This is a genomic window from Flavobacterium endoglycinae (assembly GCF_017352115.1).
GTDB classification, from domain to species: Bacteria; Bacteroidota; Bacteroidia; order Flavobacteriales; family Flavobacteriaceae; genus Flavobacterium; species Flavobacterium endoglycinae.
The window spans coordinates 2897774-2922904 of sequence record NZ_CP071448.1 but is presented as its reverse complement, the minus strand read 5'-3'; the positions used below and the strand labels follow the sequence as shown (position 1 = coordinate 2922904).

At 34.3% G+C, this 25131-nt stretch carries 19 protein-coding genes; 6 read left to right on the top strand and 13 right to left on the bottom strand.

What is annotated here, in order from left to right; genetic code table 11:
- Positions 1-18 precede the first annotated feature (18 nt).
- The 6 genes from J0383_RS12670 to J0383_RS12645 form a co-directional block, all read right to left on the bottom strand.
- Positions 19-2781, bottom strand: coding sequence for a PD-(D/E)XK nuclease family protein (locus J0383_RS12670; protein ID WP_207294412.1), 2763 nt, complete (start codon positions 2779-2781; stop codon positions 19-21).
- 63 nt (positions 2782-2844) lie between these two features.
- Positions 2845-4311 carry an OmpA family protein gene (locus J0383_RS12665; RefSeq protein ID WP_207294411.1) on the bottom strand — a complete coding sequence of 489 codons (1467 nt, stop codon included), beginning with the start codon at positions 4309-4311 and terminating at the stop codon, positions 2845-2847.
- A gap of 113 nt (positions 4312-4424) precedes the next feature.
- Positions 4425-5618, bottom strand: coding sequence for a glycine C-acetyltransferase (gene kbl, locus J0383_RS12660; protein WP_207294410.1), 1194 nt, complete (start codon positions 5616-5618; stop codon positions 4425-4427).
- Positions 5619-5700: 82 nt separating this feature from the next.
- Positions 5701-8856, bottom strand: coding sequence for a UvrD-helicase domain-containing protein (locus tag J0383_RS12655; protein WP_207294409.1), 3156 nt, complete (start codon positions 8854-8856; stop codon positions 5701-5703).
- A gap of 156 nt (positions 8857-9012) precedes the next feature.
- Positions 9013-9612 (bottom strand): lipoprotein signal peptidase, encoded by a 600-nt coding sequence (locus J0383_RS12650; RefSeq protein WP_207294408.1) that lies wholly within the window; start codon positions 9610-9612, stop codon positions 9013-9015.
- A 116-nt stretch (positions 9613-9728) separates the two neighbouring features.
- Complete coding sequence (locus J0383_RS12645) at positions 9729-9935, bottom strand: hypothetical protein (protein WP_207294407.1); 207 nt, start codon at positions 9933-9935, stop codon at positions 9729-9731.
- Between the two features lie 177 nt (positions 9936-10112).
- Here J0383_RS12645 and J0383_RS12640 point away from each other — a divergent pair, with 177 nt between their 5' ends.
- Positions 10113-10469, top strand: a complete 357-nt coding sequence (locus J0383_RS12640; RefSeq protein WP_207294406.1) for a roadblock/LC7 domain-containing protein — start codon at positions 10113-10115, stop codon at positions 10467-10469.
- 30 nt (positions 10470-10499) lie between these two features.
- The gene (locus tag J0383_RS12635; RefSeq protein WP_207294405.1) at positions 10500-10880 is read left to right on the top strand and encodes a hypothetical protein; all 381 of its coding nucleotides are present in this window, start codon (positions 10500-10502) and stop codon (positions 10878-10880) included.
- A gap of 236 nt (positions 10881-11116) precedes the next feature.
- Here J0383_RS12635 and J0383_RS12630 read toward each other — a convergent pair whose 3' ends face one another.
- The 5 genes from J0383_RS12630 to gdhA form a co-directional block, all read right to left on the bottom strand.
- Positions 11117-11497, bottom strand: a complete 381-nt coding sequence (locus J0383_RS12630; RefSeq protein ID WP_012022792.1) for a TraR/DksA family transcriptional regulator — start codon at positions 11495-11497, stop codon at positions 11117-11119.
- 7 nt (positions 11498-11504) lie between these two features.
- Entirely contained in the window at positions 11505-14906 is a 3402-nt protein-coding gene (ileS, locus tag J0383_RS12625; RefSeq protein WP_207294404.1) for an isoleucine--tRNA ligase, read from the bottom strand.
- Positions 14907-15036: 130 nt separating this feature from the next.
- The gene (gene recO, locus J0383_RS12620) at positions 15037-15750 is read right to left on the bottom strand and encodes a DNA repair protein RecO (protein WP_207294403.1); all 714 of its coding nucleotides are present in this window, start codon (positions 15748-15750) and stop codon (positions 15037-15039) included.
- 91 nt (positions 15751-15841) lie between these two features.
- Positions 15842-18121 carry a type IX secretion system anionic LPS delivery protein PorZ gene (gene porZ / locus J0383_RS12615; RefSeq protein WP_207294402.1) on the bottom strand — a complete coding sequence of 760 codons (2280 nt, stop codon included), beginning with the start codon at positions 18119-18121 and terminating at the stop codon, positions 15842-15844.
- A gap of 133 nt (positions 18122-18254) precedes the next feature.
- Positions 18255-19598 (bottom strand): NADP-specific glutamate dehydrogenase, encoded by a 1344-nt coding sequence (gdhA, locus tag J0383_RS12610; protein ID WP_207294401.1) that lies wholly within the window; start codon positions 19596-19598, stop codon positions 18255-18257.
- A 321-nt stretch (positions 19599-19919) separates the two neighbouring features.
- Here gdhA and J0383_RS12605 point away from each other — a divergent pair, with 321 nt between their 5' ends.
- Positions 19920-20714, top strand: coding sequence for a THC0290_0291 family protein (locus J0383_RS12605; RefSeq protein WP_207294400.1), 795 nt, complete (start codon positions 19920-19922; stop codon positions 20712-20714).
- An 81-nt stretch (positions 20715-20795) separates the two neighbouring features.
- Here J0383_RS12605 and J0383_RS12600 read toward each other — a convergent pair whose 3' ends face one another.
- Positions 20796-21938 (bottom strand): cystathionine gamma-synthase, encoded by a 1143-nt coding sequence (locus tag J0383_RS12600; protein ID WP_207294399.1) that lies wholly within the window; start codon positions 21936-21938, stop codon positions 20796-20798.
- 104 nt (positions 21939-22042) lie between these two features.
- Here J0383_RS12600 and J0383_RS12595 point away from each other — a divergent pair, with 104 nt between their 5' ends.
- From J0383_RS12595 to J0383_RS12585, 3 genes are all read left to right on the top strand, one after another.
- Complete coding sequence (locus J0383_RS12595) at positions 22043-22786, top strand: DUF3298 and DUF4163 domain-containing protein (RefSeq protein WP_207294398.1); 744 nt, start codon at positions 22043-22045, stop codon at positions 22784-22786.
- A gap of 74 nt (positions 22787-22860) precedes the next feature.
- Positions 22861-23184 carry a hypothetical protein gene (locus J0383_RS12590; protein WP_207294397.1) on the top strand — a complete coding sequence of 108 codons (324 nt, stop codon included), beginning with the start codon at positions 22861-22863 and terminating at the stop codon, positions 23182-23184.
- Between the two features lie 90 nt (positions 23185-23274).
- The gene (locus tag J0383_RS12585; protein ID WP_207294396.1) at positions 23275-23688 is read left to right on the top strand and encodes a hypothetical protein; all 414 of its coding nucleotides are present in this window, start codon (positions 23275-23277) and stop codon (positions 23686-23688) included.
- 212 nt (positions 23689-23900) lie between these two features.
- Here the strand turns inward: J0383_RS12585 and J0383_RS12580 are convergent, their stop codons facing one another.
- Positions 23901-25043 (bottom strand): ATP-binding protein, encoded by a 1143-nt coding sequence (locus tag J0383_RS12580; protein WP_207294395.1) that lies wholly within the window; start codon positions 25041-25043, stop codon positions 23901-23903.
- Positions 25044-25131 lie beyond the last annotated feature (88 nt).

Genomic DNA, 25131 nt, shown 5'->3' with positions numbered 1-25131 from the left:
CTTAAATAGTCGTAATCGTTATACTTTTTCTTCAAAAGGAAGATTGGCATCAAATATTTCATTTAAAAGCAGAACGATTTCTTCTAAATAATGTTGAAGTGTATTATGGGTTACCGTAATATCGAGATCTTTTTCTGCTCTAAACCCAAAAGGGAGAAATCCAGATTTCAAATTTTTAAAGGAAACAATCCCCACTTCGATTGGCGTTTCCCCAGCTTCTTTTTCAAACATAAAGGCATAAGCTAATACTTGAATAATTTTATCGTTTTTAAGCTCTTCTGTTAATCCATTCCATGATTTAAGGACAACATTAGTTTTCTCTACTTTTCCGGTCTTATAATCGATTATTCGTATTCTTCCGTTACGAAGTTCAATTCTATCAACATTTCCTTTTATTAAAACCGGAAATGGCAATTTAGGATGCGTCAGCTCGCGCTCAAAAGTCTGCTCCAAAGCAATAATTTTAATTGCATCTCCATTTTTAATAGACTCTAATTCCATTTTAAGAAAATTAGAGACATTTCTCTTGGCAACTTCAAATGCTAAAAGATTACGACCTTTTTTAATTTCTCCTTCTTTATAAACCAGTTTAAATTGCTTCAACACTTCGTCATCCAATAATTTAAAACCATTTAAAAGATCTGTTTCCGAAATAAATTTTCCAATAAAGGGCTCGTACAATGCTTTAAGCGTTTCGTGAATAATAGTTCCTAAAGTATTTAAAGCAATGTTTTCTTCTACTTCTTCGACTTCTCGGATACGAAGGATTTTTTGAAAGTAAAATTCAATTGGATTTCGGATATAACTAGTCAGCGCCGAAGGAGAAAATCCTGTTAAGGCGATTTCTTTTAAGCGTTCCATGACCGCTTCCGACTTTGGAATCACCATCGGCTGATAAGCCGTTGTTGGAAGAACAGGATTATAAATATCAAAAGTAAGATTATGTTGTTTTTGTTTCTCAACTTCAAGCTGGGTAATAAAACGGCTTCTTTCTCCCGCATCGAGTCCATCATTTTCTGTATTATAAACCAGATAAATATTTTTTGCTCTTTGCAATAAATGATAAAAGTGATAGGTATAAATAGCGTCTTTTTCTTTGTAAGTCGGCAAGCCTAATTCTTTTTTTACATCATACGGAATGAATGAATTCTGCGATTTACCGGCGGGAAATTTACCTTCATTCATCGAAGTTACAATCACGGTTTCAAAATCTAGGACACGGCTTTCCAAAACCCCCATGATCTGAAGACCGCGAAGAGGTTCTCCTTCAAAAGAAACTTCGGCAATATCAATAATCTGCTTGTAAATAGCATGCAGCGTATCGATATTATCGATGTGTTTGTGTTTAGAATAATAATTAATCAGTTTATTGATGACTTTAAAAACAGCATATACAAAGGTCTTTGCTATTTTCTCTTCCTGATTATCATTATTGAAATTACCTTTTATTAAAAGCAAAAGTGCAGAAATATTTTCCAAAACAGCAATTGATCCTTTGTCCCATTTTTCAAACAACAGCAAGAAAAGTTTCGAAGGATTGGCATTGAGTTCTAAAAGTTTGTTGAGCGTAATAAAAGTATAATTGTTCTCTTTGATGATACGGACTAAATGACTGCAATTTGCATACGGTTCTACCAATGGATGGGTTAAAACATCGAGTACATCTTTGTAATAAAACACATAACTTCCACCTGTACGCGACAATGCTGCAGTATGCATTTTGAAAAATTTCGCCACTAATATCTGCGACGGATTATTCTTTCCAGAATATCCCATTGTAATATTGAGCGCTCCCACAGAAGCAGGAAGCGAATTCAAAACCGGAATCAGCAGATTTTCTTCTCCTAAAATCACCGCAACTTTATCGAGCGAAGCAACAGGATTTTGATTAATTATATCTTCAATAATACTTCCTGCTAATTTTGCCTGTCCAATTGTTTTTGGAGTACCAATTATCTGTATGTTTTTTGACTGCGAAAAATCGTCAACAATCCATTCAAAAGGATGTGATTTGTAATGTTTCCACTTTTCTTTAAATCGACGCAGAAAAAGCCCCGCATCGTGAAAAGGGTCATTTAGAAAAACCTGATCTGCATCCCAATAAATTTTGGCTTGATCTAGTGCTAAAAGATGCTGTACTATTTTTTCTTCAGCGGCATTTAAAGCATTAAATCCTGCAAACACAAAATTGCGATCTTGAATAGTATTCGAAAAGTGATCCAGATTATTAACTGCTTCTCTGTAAATTAACCCTTGATATCCAATAGATTTATTTAATAAATGACCATAAAGAGATTCATAGTACAAAGGAAGAAGTTTCCAAAAATCAATATAATTTTCTAAAAGTTTGGTTTTGTTTTCGACTTCTATTCCCCATCGTTTAATATCTTCAATATCTTTCAGATAAGATAAAACATGTGAAGGTTCTAAAAGATAACGATCGATTTCATTAAAATCCTGTAAGAGTGTTTTGGCCCAGTTTGCAAACAACTCAAAAGACTGTTGGTGTTGCTTTTCTGTAATTGATAAATAAACTTCATAAAACTCAAACAAAAGTTCGATTGAATCAATAGAACGAATTGCTGCTACGTCCTGCACAAAATCTTCTATACTCACAATTTCGGGAGAAAGAATCGTTTTTGATGTTGCTTTTTTAAGAGCTTCAATAAGGAAAACTTTAGCTCTTTTATTAGGAAGTACGATTGTAGTTTCAGAAAGTCTTTCTGAATAGTTTTGTATTACGACACCCGCAATTTTTTCTAAGAAAGAAGTATTTATCATTGTATAAAAATAAAAAAAGCCATTCAATTAAGAATGGCTTTTCTATATTATTTACAAAGTAAATTATAGTTTACCTTGGAATTTAGAACCTACGTGTTTGATTTCAGTTCTTCTGTTTTGAGCTTTACCTGCAGCAGTTTTGTTGCTTGCAACTGGCTGAGAAGATCCAAATCCTTTAGCTTCTAAGTTTTCTGGGTTAACACCTCTTTCAACTAAAGCGTTTAATACAGCGTTAGCTCTGTCTTCAGAAAGTTTTTGGTTTACTTTCGCAGAACCTGTACTATCTGTGTGACCTTCAATGCTGAATTTAGCGTTAGGGTAGTTTTTAAGGATTTCTTTAATAGCATCTAATCTAGCTGGAGTTTCTTTGTCACCAGTTTTGAAAGTAGCTTTACCAGAGTTAAAGTAGATAGCTCTTGCTTGAACTTTAAGATCTTCTAAAGCTTGAGAAGTTACTTCAGGACATCCTCTGTTACTAGCTGGACCAGGAACTGTAGGACAATCGTCATCTTTATCTAATACACCATCTTTATCAGCGTCTAAGAAAGGACAACCACCATTTTCTTTAGGACCAGCAACTGTAGGACATTTATCGTCTTTGTCAGCGATTCCGTCACCGTCAGTATCAGGACAACCTTTTAAAGCAGCTAAACCAGCAGTATCTGGACAAGCGTCATCTTTATCAGCAACACCGTCACCGTCTCTATCAGGACATCCGTTTAAAGCAGCTAAACCAAATTCGTTTGGACAAGCATCAGAAGCATCAACGATTCCGTCACCGTCAGTATCAGGACATCCGTTGAATTGTTTTAAACCAGCAACATCTGGACAAGCATCATCTTTGTCATAGATTCCGTCTCCGTCAGTATCTTTACCTCCGAATTTGAAAACTAAACCTGCAGTGTGTTGGAAGTGAGATGGAGCATCAGGAGTTCCAGAAGCATCTTCTCTATCACCACTTACAGACCATTTGTATCTTGTAGCTAACTCAAGACCAATAGCATCAGTAAACCAGAAAGTTAAACCAGCACCTGGGTTAACAGTTCCGTAGCTGCTATCTCCGAAGAAAGTGTAACCACCACCAACAGATAACGAAGGATCAATCACTTTAGATTTGATTAATTCTTGGAAACTGTATTTAATAGTAGCATCAATTCCGTAGTACATTAAGTCTCCAGGATTAGTTACAATCATACCTCTTCCATCATGACCAGCAGCAGTTGGAGCGAAAATAACATATTTGTCAATTTTGTTCACAGATCCTTGTAAACCTACAGAGAAACCGCTACCAACATATCTAGACACACCAATGTAAGATAAAGAAGGAAGGATATTCCAGTTACTTTTTACGTCAAATGGCTGAGAAAAGTGTGCTGGGAAAAAGTCAACGTGATCTGGACTTGCACTAGTCCTTGTATCCACAGCATTAACCCCAAAAGAGATCGCCCATGGATTGTTACTGTCTTGTGCGTGAGAACTTAAACCCATCGCCATCAGTACAGCAACTAAAAGTTTGTTAAGATGTTTCATACTTAATTTTTTTAATTACAATTTAGTTAATTACAAGCAAAAGTAACACCAAATTTTTTAAATACAAAATCAAATGTTAAAAAAAACCTACAAAAAAACACTCAATGTGGTAATTATATAACTTTTAACATTTTACCTGTTAATATAAAAGCTTCGATAGCCTTGTCTAAATGTTCTTTAGTATGTGCTGCCGAAAGCTGTACTCTAATTCTGGCTTTATCTTTAGGAACTACCGGGAAGAAAAATCCAATAACATAAATCCCTTGTTTCAAAAGTTCGTTTGCCATTACTTGCGATAACTTGGCATCATACAACATGACCGGCACAATTGCTGAATCGCCGTCAATGATATCAAAACCTGCTTTTTTCATTCCTTCCTTAAAGTAATTAGTGTTCCACTCCAATTTATCTCTAAGCGCTGTATCTTTTTCTAAAAGTTCAAAAACTTTTATAGAAGCTCCTACAATAGAAGGTGCTAATGAATTAGAAAACAAATAAGGTCTTGAACGCTGGCGAAGAATTTCGATGATTTCTTTTTTGGCAGTCGTATAACCTCCCATTGCGCCGCCTAAAGCTTTACCTAGTGTTCCAGTTATAATATCTACACGCCCCATAACACCTTTTGCTTCAAGAGTACCTTTACCAGTCGCTCCAATAAATCCGGCAGCATGACATTCGTCAACCATAACCATTGCATCATATTGATCAGCAAGATCACAAATTTTATCTAAAGGCGCTACCAAACCGTCCATTGAGAAAACACCATCAGTCACAATTAATTTAAAACGGGCTCCAGCCTCATTTGCCTTTATTAATTGCTGTTCCAGATCTTCCATGTTACTATTTTCATAACGATAACGAGCCGCTTTACACAAACGAACTCCATCAATAATAGAAGCATGATTTAGACTGTCTGAAATAATCGCATCGTTTTCTCCTAACAAAGGTTCGAAAACTCCACCGTTTGCATCAAAAGCCGCTGCATATAATATAGTATCTTCTGTACCATAAAAATCAGCAATCTTTTTTTCTAATGTTTTATGAATATCCTGAGTTCCGCAGATAAAACGAACAGATGACATTCCGAATCCGTGTGTATCCAGTGCATCTTTAGCCGCCTGTACCACTTCTGGATGCGATGAAAGCCCTAAATAATTATTGGCACAAAAGTTCAAAACCGTTTCTCCAGTCGAAATCGTAATCTCGGCACCTTGTGGAGAGGTTATTATGCGCTCTTTTTTGAAAATTCCATTTTCTTCGATAGTCTGCAGCTCACTTTGCAGATGCTCTTTAATTTTACCGTACATTTTTTATTTATTTAAAACGTTAAAAATTAACAACTTAACCATACAAAAGCTTCGTTATTTCTTTAACATCTGATTAATTTTTTCACAAATTTACCACTTCAATTTCCGATCCTACATACACCAAAACCCTTTTTAACACTTTGTATCCTAAATCTTCAATAGCATCTTGATATTCTTGAATTTGCTGTTTATATTTTGGATTAACAGCGCCAGTTTTATAATCCAGCAGATACGCTTCTTTTGTATCTGTCAAAACAATTCGGTCTGGTTTTAAAATCTTTCCTTCTTTTTGAACTATGGTCTGCTCATTTAAAACCTTTAGTTTCCCATCGAAACAAATACTTAATTCATCATGATTTACAATTTCAAAAAGTGTCTTTGTAACCATTTCTGATTGATCGATAGTAATCAAACCATTTTCTAAAGCTTTTACAACAGCAAGATCCACATCTGATTTATCTTTTATAAAAGCAAGGATTTCGTGAACGATATTTCCATACGAAATTGCTTCCTGCTGATGTGTTCCCCACATTAAAGCCTCTCGCTGCGCAATTTTTATATTTTTAGGATCAAGAACTTCTTTTACGACCGGAATGGTTTTTACAAAATTGACAGATTCTGTAGGAGCAGAAAGTTTCTTTTTATCTCCAAATTCATATTCGAGTTTTTCAGGATCGTAAACTCCATTATGCAGTAGGAATTTTATAAAATAGGAAGCCATATTATTAGGAAGCTCTCCGTCTTTTCTTTCTTTTAAGGATTGCGAAATAACATACAACTGTTCTTCTGCACGGGTCAGCGCCACATACAAGACATTTATATTATCCAGTAATTCTTCCTGTTTTTTCAAATTAAAAACAATTGAAGCTGTTCCTCCAAATCCTTCAACCGCGCTGCTGTTATCGATTAACGCTTTTGGAACTCCTAAATCAGCTTCTTCTGTATCGAGCCATAATTTATCTTTTGGTTTTCGATTGTAATCCTCTTCTGCAAAAGGCATTATTACAACTGGAAATTCCAATCCTTTAGACTTATGAATCGTCATAATTCGGACCGCATTGTTTCCTTCCGGAGAAGGAATACTGAATTTCTCAGAGTTCTTCTCCCAGTAATTTAGAAAATCAGCTATCCCAGCCTGATTTCTCATATCTCTTTCCAAAACAATATCCAAGAAAAACTGAACGTATGCATTTCCTTCTGATGGAAGAATAAATTTTGAGATAATTATTTCAACGGCTTCATAGAGCGATTTTTTGCGGACATTTTCAAACGAAAGAGAAACATCAAAAGTCAACAGCCATTTTTCAAATTCTTCTTCTACACGATGAGACATTCCCATAGCAATAAAATCATGAACAGGCATTTCTGATTCTATGTTTGATGCCAAGAAATGAAGAAAATAAGCTTTCGATTCTAAATCAGCACTATTATTAAGGTATTTCAAAAGGTGAATTATCAAACGAACTTCCGTAGAATTTTGAATCATCAAGGTTTCTGATGATAAAAGTGGAATATTTTGCTCTGTCAAATAATTCGCAATCGCAATTCCTTGATCTCTTTTTCGGGTTAGAATTACAATGTCCTTATATTGGAACCCTTCTTTTAATACTTTTTGAATTGTATTTAAAGTTGCTAAAACATATAAATCTGATTTTTCGATTACTTCTTCATCATCAGATTCGTTTTTTTCAATTATAGGAAGAAAGGATATATTGACATAACCTCCTTTTTTTGAATTGATATTCTGAAAACTATGATTCTCGTACAAATCTTTATAATCTTCATTTGAAAATTCAGATGAAATCAGCTTAAAAAAAGCATTATTAAATTCCACTACTTCACTGTAACTTCTGTAATTGGTATTTAAATGCCGAATTGCTTTATCAGGATTATTAAACGGATTTGCCTCTTTACTCAGTTCAATAAATTGCTCTGCTTTTCCGCCTCTCCATCGGTAAATAGATTGTTTGGGATCGCCCACAATCATCAAAGTTCCTTTGTTTCCATAATCGTCTAATCCGGAAAGTGAGTTATCAATCAACGGAATTAGATTCAGCCACTGCATTTCGGAAGTATCCTGAAATTCATCAATAAAGAAATGACGGTACTTTTCCCCTAAACGCTCATAGATAAATGGCGCTGGCTGATTTTGGATTTCGCGATGGATAATTGCATTAAATTCTGAAATGGAAAGGATATTTTGCTCCGATTGAATTTTAGCCAATTCATTGCTGACTGTATTTAATAACGAAAGCGGCGTTATATTTTTTAGAAAAGCTTTATAGAAATCTCTTTTTTCAAAATTTTTATACGCCTTTTCAAGTATCTTAAGCAAATCTGGAATTATGGCTTCGATTAACGATTTATCTTTTGCAGTTTTGTTAATCGCAATATCATCAAACTCATGAAATGTTTTGTTTCTTGGATTAAATTTACCATCACGAATACTTTCCAAATGATTTGGAAATGTTCCTCTCGAAAAAGATTTCAAATCAATTCCGTTCTGGTCAATCAAAGAAAGTGCTTCTATCGCATATTGCTCGTTTTGCGATTCTAGATCTTTACATAAATCGAGCATTTTCTTTTTGATCTCGACAAATTCTTCAATGGTTTTTTCATTAAAATGAAGAATTTCATTTCGATTGTTCTCATTCAAAACCAAACGTCCGGTTTCCAAGATTTCTCTCGAAACGTCCCAGCTTTTATCGTCGTCGGTTTTTTCCATCGTAAAATCAATCAGCAATTTGGTCAATGTTTCATCTTGACCTGCCTGAGCAATGATAGCATCAACAGCTTCTACCAATAAATTTTCAGTGTCCAAAGTCACATCGAAAGTCATCGGAAGATTAAGATCATGCGCAAAAGCACGAATAACCTTGTGTGTAAATTTATCGATGGTAGAAATATCAAAAGCAGCATAATTATGAATTAAGTGCTTGATAATATTTTGAGATTTTACTTTTAATTGAATAATAGAAAGTCCAGTGTCTCGTGACAAATCTTCCATTAAATCAACTGCTTTCGCAGAAGGTGTTTCTTTGGCAAACTCAGACAAACTGCCTACAATACGGCTTTTCATTTCATGAACCGCCTTATTGGTAAAGGTTATTGCGAGGATATTACGATAAGCATCGTTTCTGGGAGAAGAAAGAATAATTTTTAGATATTCCTTCACCAAAGTATAGGTCTTTCCTGATCCTGCAGAAGCATCATAAATAGAAAAAGACGGACTTTGCATAGTTTGATTTTTTGTATCGTAAAAATAATACAATAAATATTAAAACCCAATAACGTGAAATTTCAAATTCCAAAAAAAAACAAAATTCCAAATTCCAATATTTCGCAATAAAAGCAGTAAACATTGGAATTTGGAATTTTAATATATTGAGATTAATTATGCGTGTTTTGGAAATGCTCTTTTATTAAAGACTAACAAAATTCCAACTCCTGTAGAAATTGCCATATCGGCAACGTTGAAGATCGCATTAAAGAACATAAAATGTTTTCCTCCAAAGATTGGCACCCATGTTGGCAAGTCGCCTTCCCAAATAGGAAAGTAAAACATATCAACTACTAAACCATGAAACCAAGATCCGTACGGCTGTGGAGAAAACATAGTTGCTAAATTGTGTGTGCTGTCATCGAAAATAACTCCGTAAAAAACAGAATCAATAATATTACCGGCAGCTCCTGCAAAAATCAAAGCAATCGAAACGATCAAATAAGCTGAATGACGTTTTTTAACTGCATCTGCCAGCCAATATCCAATTCCAACAACGGCAAAGATTCTAAAAACGGTCAAAATCAATTTACCATATTGTCCAGGTATTTTTGTTCCCCAGGCCATTCCTTCATTTTCAATGAAATGAATTCTGAACCAGTCAGCAATAACAACTTCTTCTCCTAAGATGAAATTTGTTTTTACATAAATTTTCGAAAGCTGATCGATAATTAAAACTAAAAATATAAGGAAATATGCTTTTCTTAATGACATTTGATAAATTTTGATGCGCAAAAGTAACAATTTAATCAAAAAAAACGCTCCATATAGAGCGTTAATTGTTTTGTAATAAATTAAGAAGCGTAGTTACTTCTAGAATAGTATAGGTTTTATTTCTTTTTTTGGGCATTTGCCGGACTGTCTGAAAAGAAATCTGAAATGGATTTAAATATTCCTTTACTTGGTTTTCCCGCGGCAGCCCTTTTCGCTTCTGCCTTTTTAACATCAGCTTTGAATTTAGTGCGCAGTTTTTCGAAATCTTTCATTCTGTGTTCCACATCAGAATTAACATCTTTGAATTTCAATACTTTAGCCATTGTGTAAGTTTTTTAAGTAAAATAATTAAATATTTAACGATTTGGTTCTACAATGATACATAATTTAAATTATATTTGTTAATAAAAATTAACACTTGTTTAGGACAAATCACAATAAAACCAATAAACACTGATACAAATGAACTAATTTTAACATTTCCCCCTAATCTTACAAATATGAATGAAATAACTACTATTTTAAACACTTTTTTGGTCGACACTAAAGCTAGCGCAGCTTTAATCTTAAATGGAAAAGGAAAACTAATCACTTCCCTGAACCTTGACTACGGTGACAGCATTGCGGCTATGAGTGCTGCTATTTTATCTATGAGCGAAAAATTTCTTGTCGATTTAGAAAAAGGCTCATTAAAACAACTTTATTTAAAGAGTTCTGACGGTGTTGTCGTTGGAAACAAAATAAGCGGTTCTAACTTCGTGATTGCTTTTTCTAGAGAAGGAAGTAACCTTGGCTTATTAATGCATTCAACAGATGAATTATCTGCTGAACTAAGCAAAAATTCCCTATTAAAATAACATATCTATTAACCGCAAACACCAAAAACTATGAGCAACGACTTTTTAAATGTGTTTTTGAATGAAATGAAAACCAACGTAAATGGCTTTATAGCTGTAGCTGTAACCGAAATTGAATCAGGATTAAGTTTTGGAAATATAACTATCGATCCTGCTTTTGATCCTGAACTTGCTGCCGCATACAATCTAGAAGTAGTAAAAGCCAAATTGAATGCTGTAAAAGCTTTAGGTTTAAATCAGGATATTGAAGATATTTTGATTACTCTTTCAAACCAAATTCACATTATTGACATTTCACCAAATAAAAAATTCATGATCTATCTTGCTGCAGATGCTAGTAAAGCAAATCTGGGAATGACAAGAGCAGTCTTAAGAAAACACAAAGCTGATTTAGAAAAAAATCTGGCTTAATTTTTCATTTTAATTAGAACTGTCTTTATTGGCAGTTCTAATTAAAACTATATTTCTTCATTCATTTCTCCCTCTTTTTCTTTCTTACAAAACAAAAGCCTTCTGTTTCCAAAGAAAATTTCACTTTATAATCGAATTCTTTCAAAAGAAGCGTATTCGCGCTTGAACAGAAACGGAACAAACATTAAACAAAAAACGCCCCTAAAAAGGAGCGCTTACTGAATGTATATTTTTGATTATCGCTGCAAGTTTTTAGCTTCGATACTCATGGTTGCATGAGGAACGATTTTAAGCCTTTCCTTACTAATTAATTTACCTGTTACTTTGCAGATACCGTATGTTTTATTTTCTACACGGAATAAGGCATTTTTTAAGTCACGAATGAATTTCTCTTGTCTGATAGCCAACTGAGAGTTTGCTTCTTTTGACATGGTCTCACTTCCTTCTTCAAAAGCTTTAAATGTTGGAGAAGTATCATCAGTTCCGTTATTCAAATCGTTCATATAGGCACTTTTGATCAAATCTAGATCTTCTTGTGCTTTTTTAATTTTTGCCTGGATTATTTCTTTGAACTCTGCTAGATCTGCATCAGAGTATCTTGTAATTTCATCTATCATTTTCTAACTATTTTGAAATTAATATCATTGTTCTAATGTCATCAAACTCAATTTCTGTGCCGTTTTCTAAAGCGTCAGCAAAAACCAGTTCGTCTGTTAATGTTTCCGATTTTATGTAATCTTCATTTTTTGAAACAGCTTCTTCTAAAATACTGTCTCTTTTTATTTGTACTTTGATCTTATCAGTAACTTCAAATCCTGAATCTTTACGGATATTCTGAATTCTGTTTACTAATTCTCTCGCGATACCTTCATTTTTCAACTCTTCAGATATGGTGATGTCAAGTGCAACCGTAATTCCGTTTGAATTTGCCACTAACCATCCTTCGATATCCTGCGATGTTATTTCGACGTCTTCTAATGATAAAGTTACACTATTTCCTGCAATAACAATATCTAACGTTCCCTGCTTGTCAAGCTGATTAATCTGTTCTGCAGAAAAACCTTGTATCTCCTTAGAAATCAACCCCATATCCTTACCAAAACGTGGTCCTAATGCTTTAAAATTAGGCTTAATTTGTTTCACCAAGATACCAGAAGCATCGTCTAAAAGTTCAATTTCTTTCACATTTACCTCCGCTTTTACCAAGTCAGAAATCGCTTCGATTTCAGCACGCTGACCCTCGTCAAGTACCGGAATCATTACCTTTTGCAGAGGTTGACGAACTTTAATCATTTCTTTTTTACGCAGCGATAACACCAAAGATGAGATCGTTTGCGCCTTCTGCATTTTGCTTTCCAACGTTTTATTAACAAAGTTTTCGACAAATTTTGGGAATTCAGCCAAGTGAACGCTGGCAAAATTCTCAGTTCCTGTCAAAGCTGTTAAATCGCGATACAATTGATCCATAAAGAACGGCGCAACCGGAGCGCTTAATTTACTGATTGTAAGCAAACAAGTATAAAGCGTTTGGTAAGCTGCAATTTTATCTTTTGCATATTCACCTTTCCAGAAACGGCGACGGCATAAACGAACGTACCAGTTACTTAAATTCTCCTGAACGAAATCAGAAATCGCTCTTGTTGCTTTTGTAGGCTCGTAATCTTCATAACATTCGTCAACAAATTTTATTAACGTATGTAATTCAGAAATAATCCACTGATCGATTTCAGGTCTTTCGTTTAATGGAATTTCAGCTTCGGCATATTTAAATCCGTCGATGTTCGCATATAACGAGAAGAATGAATAGGTGTTGTAAAGTGTTCCAAAGAACTTACGACGAACCTCAGCAATTCCTTCGATATCAAATTTCAAGTTATCCCAAGGATTAGCGTTTGAAATCATGTACCAACGTGTTGCATCTGGACCGTATTCTGCAATGGTTTCAAAAGGATCTGTTGCGTTTCCTAGACGTTTAGACATTTTTTGTCCGTTTTTGTCTAACACCAAACCGTTTGAAACAACATTTTTGTAGGCCACTTTATCAAAAACCAAAGTTCCGATCGCGTGTAAGGTATAGAACCATCCACGTGTTTGATCTACTCCTTCTGCAATAAAATTAGCCGGAAAATCTTTATTCTCATCAATTTTGTCTTTGTTTTCAAATGGATAATGCCATTGCGAATAAGGCATTGCTCCAGAATCAAACCAAACGTCGATTAGATCACTTTCGCGCTTCATTGGTTTTCCAGAAGCAGAAACTAAAGTAATTTCATCCACAACATTTTTGTGCAAATCAATTAAATCATAATTTGATTCAGACATGTTTCCGATCTCAAAACCTTTAAACGGATTTTCTTTTTGAAAACCAGCTTCGATAGATTTCTCAATCGCATTGTACAATTCTTCAACAGAGCCAATAAGAACTTCTTCTTTTTTATCTTCAGTTCTCCAAATTGGCAACGGAATTCCCCAATATCTAGAACGAGATAAGTTCCAATCATTAGCATTTTTAAGCCAATTCCCAAAACGTCCTTCACCAGTAGACTTAGGTTTCCAATTGATAGTTTCGTTCAGGTCGAACATTCTATCTTTTACATCGGTTACTTTAATGAACCAAGAATCTAGTGGATAATATAACAACGGCTCATCAGTTCTCCAACTATGTGGATAACTATGTACGTATTTTTCAACCTTAAAGGCTTTATTTTCTTCTTTTAATCGAATAGCAATTTCAACATCTACCGATTTCTCTGGAGCTTGTCCTGCATCGTAATATTCGTTTTTAACGTATTTACCAGCCAAATCACCCAAATGAGAAGTGAATTTTCCTTGTAAATCAACTAAAGGAACTGCAGTTCCATTTTCGTCTAAAACTAACATTGGCGGCACTTCTGGTTTTGCTTCTTTTGCTACTTTAGCATCATCTGCACCAAAAGTAGGAGCTGTATGTACTACTCCTGTTCCATCTTCAGTAGTAACAAAATCACCTGCGATTACTCTAAATGCATTTTCAGCATTTTCATAGGGCAATACGTAAGGCAATAATTGCTCGTAACGAATTTCTACTAAATCGGCTCCTTTTGCTTCGGTTAAGATTTTGTATGGAAGTTTTTTGTCGCCGTTTTTCACATTGTCAAAATCAGCGTCATCTTCACTTAAGAAAAATCCTTTTCCGAATTGTTTTCCAACTAAGTTTTTGGCCAAAATAACATTGATTGGCTCAAAAGTATATTGATTAAAAGTTTTAACTAAAACATAATCGATTTTTGGACCCACTGTCAAAGCGGTATTTGAAGGAAGTGTCCAAGGAGTTGTCGTCCAAGCTAAAATGTGGATATCTCCAAAACCCTGCAAGAATGAAGGCAACGTTTCTGGAAGTGTTTTAAACTGTGCTACAATTGTAGTATCAGTTACGTCACGATACGCTCCAGGCTGGTTTACTTCGTGAGAAGACAATCCAGTTCCTGCTTTTGGAGAATATGGCTGAATCGTGTATCCTTTGTACAACAAACCTTTATCGTAGATTTGTTTTAAAAGCCACCAAACAGATTCCATATATTTTGGTTTATAAGTCACATACGGATCTTCCATATCAACCCAATATCCCATTTTTTCGGTCAAATCATTCCATACGTCGGTATAACGCATAACGGTTCTTTTACACGCTTCGTTATATTCTTCGATTGAAATTGTTTTACCAATATCTTCTTTTGTAATTCCTAATTCTTTTTCGGTACCTAATTCAACAGGCAAACCGTGAGTATCCCATCCGGCTTTTCGTTTTACTTGAAAACCTTTTTGAGTTTTATATCTGCAAAAAATATCTTTAATCGCACGTGCCATTACGTGGTGAATTCCTGGCAATCCGTTTGCTGAAGGCGGACCTTCAAAAAATACGAAAGGTTCAGCACCTTCGCGAGTTGTTACACTCTTTTCAAATATATTTTCTTTCTTCCAAAAATCAAGAACTTCAGACGCTACAGTTGGTAAGTCAAGTCCTTTGTATTCAGTAAATTTTGTACTCATTTTATCCTTTTCTTAAACGAGGTGCGAAAGTAAGGAATTTTGAGGAAAATAGATAAAAGATGACGGAAAAAAGACGGATTTGGATTAATTTGAGGTAGATTTCTCAAAAAAAGCGCTACTTTCAAGCAATCTAAGAGAAAACTTCTTTTAAAATATCCAAAGACTTTGGTTTTTTGAATCCTTCGAGATGCAAACTGTAATAATCAATCAGGATTTTAAGAAGTATTTGTCTTTCTGCCACATGAAAGACTTTTTGATCGTTATCAAATTTTAATTCCAATAATTTTTTAAACAAATTTGTTTCGTGTTCAGACAGTACATTTGCTTTTTGAAAAAGTGTAAAAATGCCTTCATTTATTTCAAAAAAAGGCAAATCGATTTCAGAAACATCAGGATAAAACCCGAGGTATTTTGTGATTTCTAAAAGCAGAATTAAATGAAAATTGGAGATTTCGTCATGATGATCCAGCCAAGTAAGTGCAGTTTCTAAAAACACGAAAAGCTGTTCGTTTTTTTCTTCTTCTTGAATGGAATAATGCAGCATTTCTGAAAGAAACATGACCATTGTACTTTTCACAATATCAGTATGAATACTCTGAAACGGAACGGCACTTTTTATTTCTTTAAAATTCTCTAAAGTGCCTTTATTTTTATGAACGGCTTCAATTTCTAAAATCGAAAACGGCTGAAAATAAGCAATCTTTTGATTTGCTTTCCGACTTGAAAATGCATCGCGCACAAAATAAGATTTCAGTCCGTTTGAAAGCGTAAAGCATTTTACGATCAAGCTTTTTTCCTGAAATTTTAAAGAAGAGATTACTATGGCTTTGGTTTTGACGAGCACGGGTTATTTTAGATTTTAGAATGTAGATTTTAGATTTTTATAGAAACCATTCCGACTGATCACTAAAAACTGATCACTGAATACTGAATACTTATCGAATAATCATTACTTTCTTAACTTTCGTTTCTCCGCCGTCTTGTGCTGAAATAAAAATCATATAAACACCTGAAGAAACTTTATAATTTCCGAAAGCGGTTGTGTCCCATTCTATTGTTCCGCCTTCAGAAGTTGTTTCGTATACTAGATTTCCTTCGATATCGGTAATTTTTACATTTGCTTTATCCAGCAGTCCGGCAACTTTTACAGTTCCTGTATAATTAGGACGAACCGGGTTTGGATAAACATATACGTTATTCAAATCATCATTAGCACCTGTTGCGATTCCTTTGAAGGATATCATTCCTTTATTGGTCGCTATAAATACTTCTCCCGTTGTGCTGTTGATTTTAATATCGTTGATCACATTACTTGGCAGCGGCGAATTGTTTATCGTAAAATGATATTTGGTTTCCTGACCATTTGGAGAAACCATAAAAATACCAGAATCTACTGTACCAATCCATTTATTATTCGCGCCATCGACTACAATTGAGGTAATAAATTGTTCATACATTAATTCCTGAGCCAGATTATCATCTATAATAATAATCGGATTGGCTTTCATTTGCCCTTCTGCTTGAAAACTTCCAACATTAGACAAAACACGCAATCCTTTTGTTGTTCCAATCCAAAGTTGGTTTTTAGTATCTAATGCTACCGATCTGACATCGGCAATTGGTAAATTTCCGGCATCAGCTCCAGTGGTTATTTTTTTGAACGTGTTGGTGCTTTCATTAAAAGCAATTACACCTTCGCTGCTGGTTGAAATCCACTTGACATTATTTTTATCAATAACAATGTTTGAATAATTGGTTTGTTCTGCATCGGTCAAAATTGAACTTGTGGCAAAACTCTGCCATTGACCATTGGTTTTTAAAACTTTCAATCCGTTTTTGATTCGGCTGTTGGTTACCCATAAATTTCCTGTTTTATCGAAGGCAGTTCCGTTAATACGAACATCGATATAATTGGGCCCTGCAAAAGTCAAAGATTCGAGTCCGCTGTTTTTTTCGTTATATAAAAGATTCGGAATATCATTTTCAATTCGGAGCAATCCAGAGAAAAAAGAACTGGCATAAACCTGTTTTTCATTGTTTGGATTGACAATAATCCGTGTAATTGATTTTGCATCATAAACTTCTGAATACGTGATATTTAACCATTTTGAGTTATTAAGTTTACTTATGCCATAACTGTCCAGTTCGTAAGGATTGTAATAGGTGTCGTAATCTCCATAAACCGCCCAAAGCACATTCGGAGTAGCATCTAATGAAAAGATGTTATTTCGAAAAGGGCCTTCAGGAGTGGAATTTTCAAAAGTTCCAGGATTTGAAAGAGAGGTGGAAAACAGCCCTTTTTCTTTTGTTCCAATGTATAAAATATCGCCAACTGCTGAAGCACAGGAAAAAGTCAAATTGGCTTCGGGAAGTTGTGAATTGAAAATTTGACGAGTCATTGCTAATTGATTATTTAAAATAGAAACAGCTCCAGAAGTGGTGGCTAATAAATTATGATTGACAACATGAAATCCAGTTGGTGCAGATGGAAGCTGTAAAAATGCTGTAAAATCATTTCCGTTATAACGTTGAACATTTCCTGTAGAATTAACGACAGCGAGTTCAGCATCTACAGCTGCAACACCTAACCATGATCCTGCGCTTACAAGAGTCCACTGGCTAAAATCGTTTAAATTAGGATTTGTAATATTAGCTCTTCTGATACCGCTTGAAGTAGCTGCAAAAATAAATCCGTTATAAAAAGCGGTTTGTTTGACACTAATTTCGGCTCCGTTATCACCAATAAAATAGGTATCTCCAAATTGCGATGTCGTCAAATTAAATTGTACAATACCGAAATCACAAGAAACATACAGAAATCCGTTATGTTCCATGATGTGATTTATTTTTTTAAGATTTGCCGCCAGCTGTTTACTTATAATATCAACTTTTTTTACAATACTACCATCAGCTTCATTAATTAAGGTCATTAAACCATTCTCGTAGCCGACAATTGTTTTTTTGAAAGAAGGACTATAATAAACCGCCGATATGGTTTGCCCTGAAAGCCCATCAACCGTGGTGATGGTTTTTATAGCGTTTGAGGTTGAATTTTTAGAAAAGAGAGCATTTTCTGAAGCAGCAAAAACAGAGGTTGAAGATTCTGAAATACCTTTAATTTCATTAAATGAAAAGTAGCCCTGCCAAGATAATCCTTGCGCAAAACCAAATTGAAACAATAATAAACTTATGATAGACAGAAAGTTCTTTTTCATCTTAAAAATATATTCTCGGATAGACAAATATACTACAAACGAAAGTAATAGAATTTTGTTCTTTAGGAAACAAAAAAATGCCCTCGATTCATCAAAAAAGACAAATGAGGGCATTTTTCAATTGTAATTAATCTTAAACTACACCTTGTGCAAGCATAGCATCGGCAACTTTTACAAATCCGGCAATGTTGGCTCCTTTTACGTAGTTAACATATCCGTCTTCTTCTGCACCGTATTTTTTACATTGGTTGTGAATTCCAATCATAATTTCTTTCAATCTCAAATCAACTTCTTCACTTGTCCAGTTTAAGCGGATCGAGTTTTGAGTCATTTCTAATCCTGAAGCGGCAACACCACCGGCATTAGCGGCCTTTCCTGGGGCAAAAAGGACTTTATTATCTAAGAAAAGTTTAATAGCGTCTAAAGTAGAAGGCATGTTTGCCGCTTCTGTTACACATAAAACACCATTATCAATTAATTTTTTAGCATCGTCTCCGTTTAACTCATTTTGAGTTGCACATGGAATAGCAATGTCTACTTTTACTTCCCAAGGGCTTTTTCCTTTATGGAAAACAGCATTTGGATATTTCTCTAAATATCTTTCGGCTCTGTTATCACCACTTGCTCTCATTTCCAGCATGTGGTCGATTTTTTCTCCAGAGATTCCTTCTTCATCATAAATATATCCATCAGGACCAGAAATAGTTACTACTTTTCCGCCTAATTCATTTATTTTTAAAGCAACTCCCCAAGCTACGTTTCCAAATCCAGAAATCGCCACTCGTTTACCTTTAATCTCATGTCCGATTGTACGAAGCATTTGATCTGTAAAATATACTACTCCATAACCTGTAGCTTCTGGTCTGATTAATGACCCTCCGTATGCAAGTCCTTTTCCAGTTAAAACTCCAGTAAACTCATTTCTGATTCTTTTGTACTGGCCAAATAAATATCCGATTTCTCTCGCTCCTACTCCAATATCTCCAGCAGGAACGTCAAGATCTGGACCAATATGACGGCATAACTCAGTCATAAATGACTGGCAGAAACGCATGATTTCTCCATCCGATTTTCCTTCAGGATCAAAGTCAGATCCTCCTTTTCCTCCACCCATTGGAAGAGTTGTCAAACTATTTTTAAATACCTGCTCGAAAGCCAAAAATTTCAAAACAGATAAATTTACTGTGTGATGAAATCTGATTCCACCTTTATAAGGACCAATTGCAGAGTTCATTTGAATTCTAAATCCTCTGTTTACAATGATTTCTCCTTTGTCGTCAACCCACGGAACTCTAAAAATTACCGATCTTTCTGGTTCAGCTATTCTTAACAGTAAATTTTTACCATCGTATTTTTTTCTTTCGGCGATAAATGGAATTACCGTCTCTGCAAATTCTCTAACTGCTTGAAGAAATTCTGGCTCGTTCGGATTTTTTGACTCAACCAGAGCCATAAATTCATTTATTTTTTGTTCCATTTTTAAATAAATTATTCAAATAATAGTTTTTAAATCAATCAATTATAACAGGAAAATACGTTTTAAGAAAACGTTTTCGTTACAACAGACAAAGATACATCAAATTGCATACGTTTTGTTATTTTTTTTGTTTTCCGCAGAGAATTGTGTTATTTTTAAACAAACCCTGAAAACCAATTTTACACTTCCGAAATTACATCGAAAGCATCGAGTTAAAGTCAGAAAATTAAGTGTTTTGTTACTAATTGTTTAATAGACGAATTTAATATTTTGTTTGGACTAGCTTTTTTATATATTTGCCAATATTTTAAGCCCACGAAAATGTTTAAATACCTATATATCACATTATTCGCCTTATTTGGCATCTCGACAATTGCCAATGCTCAATCAGATCTTGCACACGAGATCGGAATTATAGCAGGTCCCATAACTTTACAATCTGATTTTGGAGAAAGAAATAATGCTGACACCAATATTAACAATACTGGTATTGGTATTGGTCTGGTTCACTGGCTGAACTTTTCTGCCGCAAATAGCAGAGATCGTTATTTTCCTGAGCATTTTAAAATCAGATCTGAATTGTCTTTCAGCAGAACTAACCTGAGACACTTTGGAGAATGGGTAGAAAGAAAACCTAATGAGTTATTTGCTACTCAGTTGAGAAACATGAAAGGAACTTCAACTTTGCTTGGAATTGGTGCTCAACTAGAATATTCACCTTTTAGAAGTATTCACAATTTTGAAAATTCTGTTGGCGGAATAAGCCCTTATTTCAGTGCTGGATTTTTAGTATCTTATTATTCAGCTAAATTGAATTCAAAATTAGGAGATATGACACTTCCAACTGTTACGCCTGGTAAATATTTAACTCCTTCTGACGGACGTGCACATGGATTTTCTAATGAAACAGGAATCGCAGTGGCTGCAACAGCAGGTGTAGGAGTTCATTACAAATTGACTACCATGAGTGATTTAATGTTTGAAACACGTTTTCAAATGTACAGTTCTGACTGGATCGACGGATTAAATCCTAACAAACAAATCTATACAGAAAACAAGTCAAATGACTGGCAGGTATGGTTTAACTTCGGATATATCTACTATTTAGAATTCTAAATCTAGAAAAATTACAATATAAAAAATCCCAAATTCCAAGATTATTAAAATCGGAATTTGGGATTTTTATTTGAGGTTTATTTAAGATAATGCTTGTTCTAAATCTGCAATTAAATCTTCTGCATCTTCAATACCAACGCTTAATCTCACTAAGTCATCAGTAATTCCAACTTCGGCTCTTTTATCTGCTGGAATCGAAGCGTGAGTCATTAAAGCTGGATGATTTGCCAAAGATTCTACTCCACCTAAAGATTCAGCCAAAGTAAATACTTTCAGCTTTTCTAAAAACGCAACAGCATCTTCTTTTTTACCTGATTTAAAAGTAAACGAAACCATTCCGCCAAACGCTTTCATTTGTTTTTTAGCAATTTCATGAAACGGATGATTCGCCAATCCCGGATAATAAACCGTATTAATTTTGGGATGTTTGCTTAAAAACTCTACGATTTTTTCTCCGTTTTCGCAATGTCTCTGTACTCGTAAAGCCAAAGTTTTGATTCCTCTTAAAACCAAAAAACTATCCATTGGCCCTAGAGTAGCACCAGTTGCAAACTGCTGGAAATGCAACTGCTCTCCAAGTGCTTCATCTTTTACAATTAAAGCTCCGGCAATAACATCAGAATGTCCGCCTAAATATTTCGTTGCTGAGTGCATTACAATATCAGCGCCTAAATCTAAAGGTTTTTGAAGGTAAGGTGTTGCAAAAGTATTATCGACAGCAAACCAGATTTTATGTTCTTTTGTGATTTTAGCAATTTCTGCAATATCAGCCAGTTTCATTAATGGGTTGGTTGGCGTTTCAACCCAGACTAATTTTGTGTTTTCATTAATTAAAGACTTCAGTTTGGCAATATCGGTCATATCTACAAAATGAAATTTAATTCCTGAATCCTTATATATTCTCGAGAACATACGGTAAGTTCCTCCATACAAATCGTCCATTGCAATAACTTCGTCGCCTGCTTTAAACGATCTCAAAATACAGTCGGTTGCGGCAAGACCAGATGAAAAAGCCAGTCCGCGTGTTCCATTTTCAATACTTGCCAAAGCATTTTCTAAAGCCGTACGAGTTGGGTTTGATGCGCGGCTGTATTCATAATCTGCCAGAGGTTTTCCTGGACTTGTCTGAATAAAAGTCGACGTTTGATACACCGGAGGCATAACAGCTCCTGTACTTGGATCATGATGCTGACCGCCGTGTATTACTTTTGTATTGAATTTCATATAGTTACTAATTTTAAATCCTTAATTCTTTTACAAATTTACTTTTTAATTTATTTTATCGAGATACAACTTCTTACCTTTGTAGATAATTAACACTTTTTGATATGAAAAATTACATATTTATAATCTTATTGTGTTTGATTTTTACAAGTTGCAAAAAAGAGCTTTCATTTGAAAATGAAGCATTTGAAGAAAAATCCACAATTCCGTGCAAAACGGACTGCCCAAATATCTCAATTGAAGTACCAATTGCCAAAAATAAAAAAGTTGTTGCTGACAGTATCAACAAAAAAGTTTTTAATGTCATAAAAGAAATTGTTTATTTTGGAGAGGACTCAACAAAAGTGAATGATTACCAATCATTGACCAAATCGTTTATTGCCTCTTATGAAGAAATGCACAAAAAATTCCCGCATGATACTTTTGGCTGGGAAGGAAAAATAACGGGCAATGTAGAATTTGAATCAGATCAGATTATAAATATCAAAATTGACCATTATACTTTTACAGGCGGCGCTCACGGTTATCAAGGATTCCGATCTTTACTATTTGATAAAAAAACTGGAAAATTCATTTTTAACGATCAATTGTTTAAAGATGAAAAAGCATTTAAGGCTTTCGCCGAAAAAGAATTCAGAGCCAAATATAAAATCCCCGCAAAAGCCAATATAAATGCAACAGGATTAATGTTTGAAAATGACAAATTCCAACTCTCGCAAAACATTTTTTATACTTCTGGAGGTCTTCTTTTATATTACAACTCATACGAAGCCGCTTCTTATGCTGACGGTCCAAAAGAAATCCTTTTTCCGTATGATAAAGTGAAGAAATATTTGAAATTTCAATAAGAAAACATAATTAAAGAAAATTCTTATATTTGTCTGTCTTTGCATATTAAAGACACCCACAAATATATTTTAGAATGGATTCAAAACAATTATTCAGATTTTACAATAGTAAATTTGATTTATCTAACTGGCTTGACGAAAAGGGTCAATTAGCCCAAAGTGAAGACTCCATAAAATGGTTTAATTACGGAATTAATGAAGATTTTGAGCCTAAAATAATTAATGATATACTAAAGAACTTTTTTTTAGAGGATGGAGTCTACCTATGCATTTCAGCAAAAGATAGTTCATTAGTTCAAAAATCAACCGCAGCCGATGAAATTGGTAAGATTCTTCACAAAAAAGAACTTGCTATAATGGATAAATCTTTCACAAAAATTATGTTTTGTTCATCATAAGGAATATTAAAAACTGGAATCATCAGAAATTTTCCAGAAAATCGTATAAGACCATCTGGAGAACCTTTGGAAGTATCCTTTAATGCAAATATGACAGATAGCGATTATACACGTAAAATCGCCACAATAATCAATAAACATATTGGCAATCTTGAAAATGAATTACATAAAGATTATGGCGGTTCTATGGAACATCTATGGATAGACTTTCAACTTATTGAAGATCACAAAACATATCCATTTAGATTTCAAAAAAGAGTAGGAATTCCCTCTTCATTCACAGAATTTTACTCCTATAATGTGGGTCATTACACTGTTAGGCCCGATTTTGTAAAGTTGCAAATACTATCATCAGAAGAAGAAATTTGTTCCTATGTATTTGAACTATTGTATAAATCAACTCAGGTTTTAGAAGAAAAGCAGAAGAAATTAGAGGGCTTTAATGTGATCGCATTTCGATTGGATTTTTTATCTGCCTGCAAGAAATTAGGATATATAATTTGACATAACCCTATTTTGTAATACGATTTACGCGAAGTCACATCCTAGGGTAATTAAATTGCAAAATAGAATTTTGGCTAAAGCCTTTATATCTACAAATTGCATCTCCAGCTAAAGCTGGAGGCAATTCAAAAATGCGTTAGACGTTGCAGTGTGTCTATACAGAAACCCTTTGCATCTTTGCCACTTTGTAACTCTGAACCTTTGCATCTTCATTAAACATCATATTTCATCTTCCTTAAAACTCGTAAAGCTTCTTTAAAAGACGAATACACATTCCCAAAAGGTTTTAAAAGCAATTTGGCATCGATTAATCTTTGTCGAGCATCTTCAAAACCATTTAAATAACAAATCATAAAAGTCGAAGGCAGATTTGCCAGATCTTTTAATTCTCGATCAGATAAAGCGATTCCTTTATCCAATTTTTGAAGCAAAGCCAGATTTGAATTGTAAATATGAAAGAGCATTTTTCGATTAAATTCTGGAGGCTGAAAAAGTATTTGACGGTCAATTTTATAATAACCATTATCAAAAAAGTGGATGGTTTGTTCTTCTAAAGGATAATAACTCGTTTTATCATTTAGTCCTAAAGGAACATATTCTGTAATCGTAAAACTATCATCATTATACACTATAGTCACTACATCTTGAGCCGAATAAAAAAGCTTAACCTGTTCGTTAATCAACTCAATATCGACACGTGATAAAAAGGTCTTATCTCTGGATTTTTTAGGAACTCCCGCCCAGCAAATCACAAACAGTTCTTTAAAAACACGGTATCTTGGCGCCATGTCTTTGTGCCTGAAATTCATAAAATCAATTACGCCGTCAAGTGTATATTGAATACTGTTTCGAGAACTGTTTTCGATTCCGATTACGGTTTCTGTATTTTGATAATTCTTCTCGATTTCTGTGCCTTCCTCGACTGGAACAGAATTACTGCCAATACGAATAAAAACGGTGTTTGCTAAAATGGTATGAATGCCTTTTTTGAAAAACGAAACCTGGCTTTTGGGTTTTATAGTTACAAGACCGATTACTCTATCTTTTGGAAGATTCGGAAATGGAACGTTTTCATATTGAATTTTAGGAGGATTTTCGAGGAAAGCATTAACGAGATTTTGTATTCGGCTGTCGTCAAAAAAATCGTCGCCTACAATTTCGTTATCCTGATCTTCAACACCTACAACAATATAAGAGTTGTTTGCAGGATTTGAATTGGAAAGCGCGCAGATGTGCTTTAAAAATTTAGCTTTACCTTCTCTCGAATGCAGATTCAGCTGCCTTTTTTTATCATAAAAACTGCTCTCGTCATTGTGAGCTAGTAGGTTTTTTATTAAAAGGCGCTTATTAATCATACTTTTTATTATTTATGGAAAACCAATCAAAATGTAATCTTAAAACCTGAAAAGAGACGCATTGTTGTGCGCCTCTTTCAATAAATCT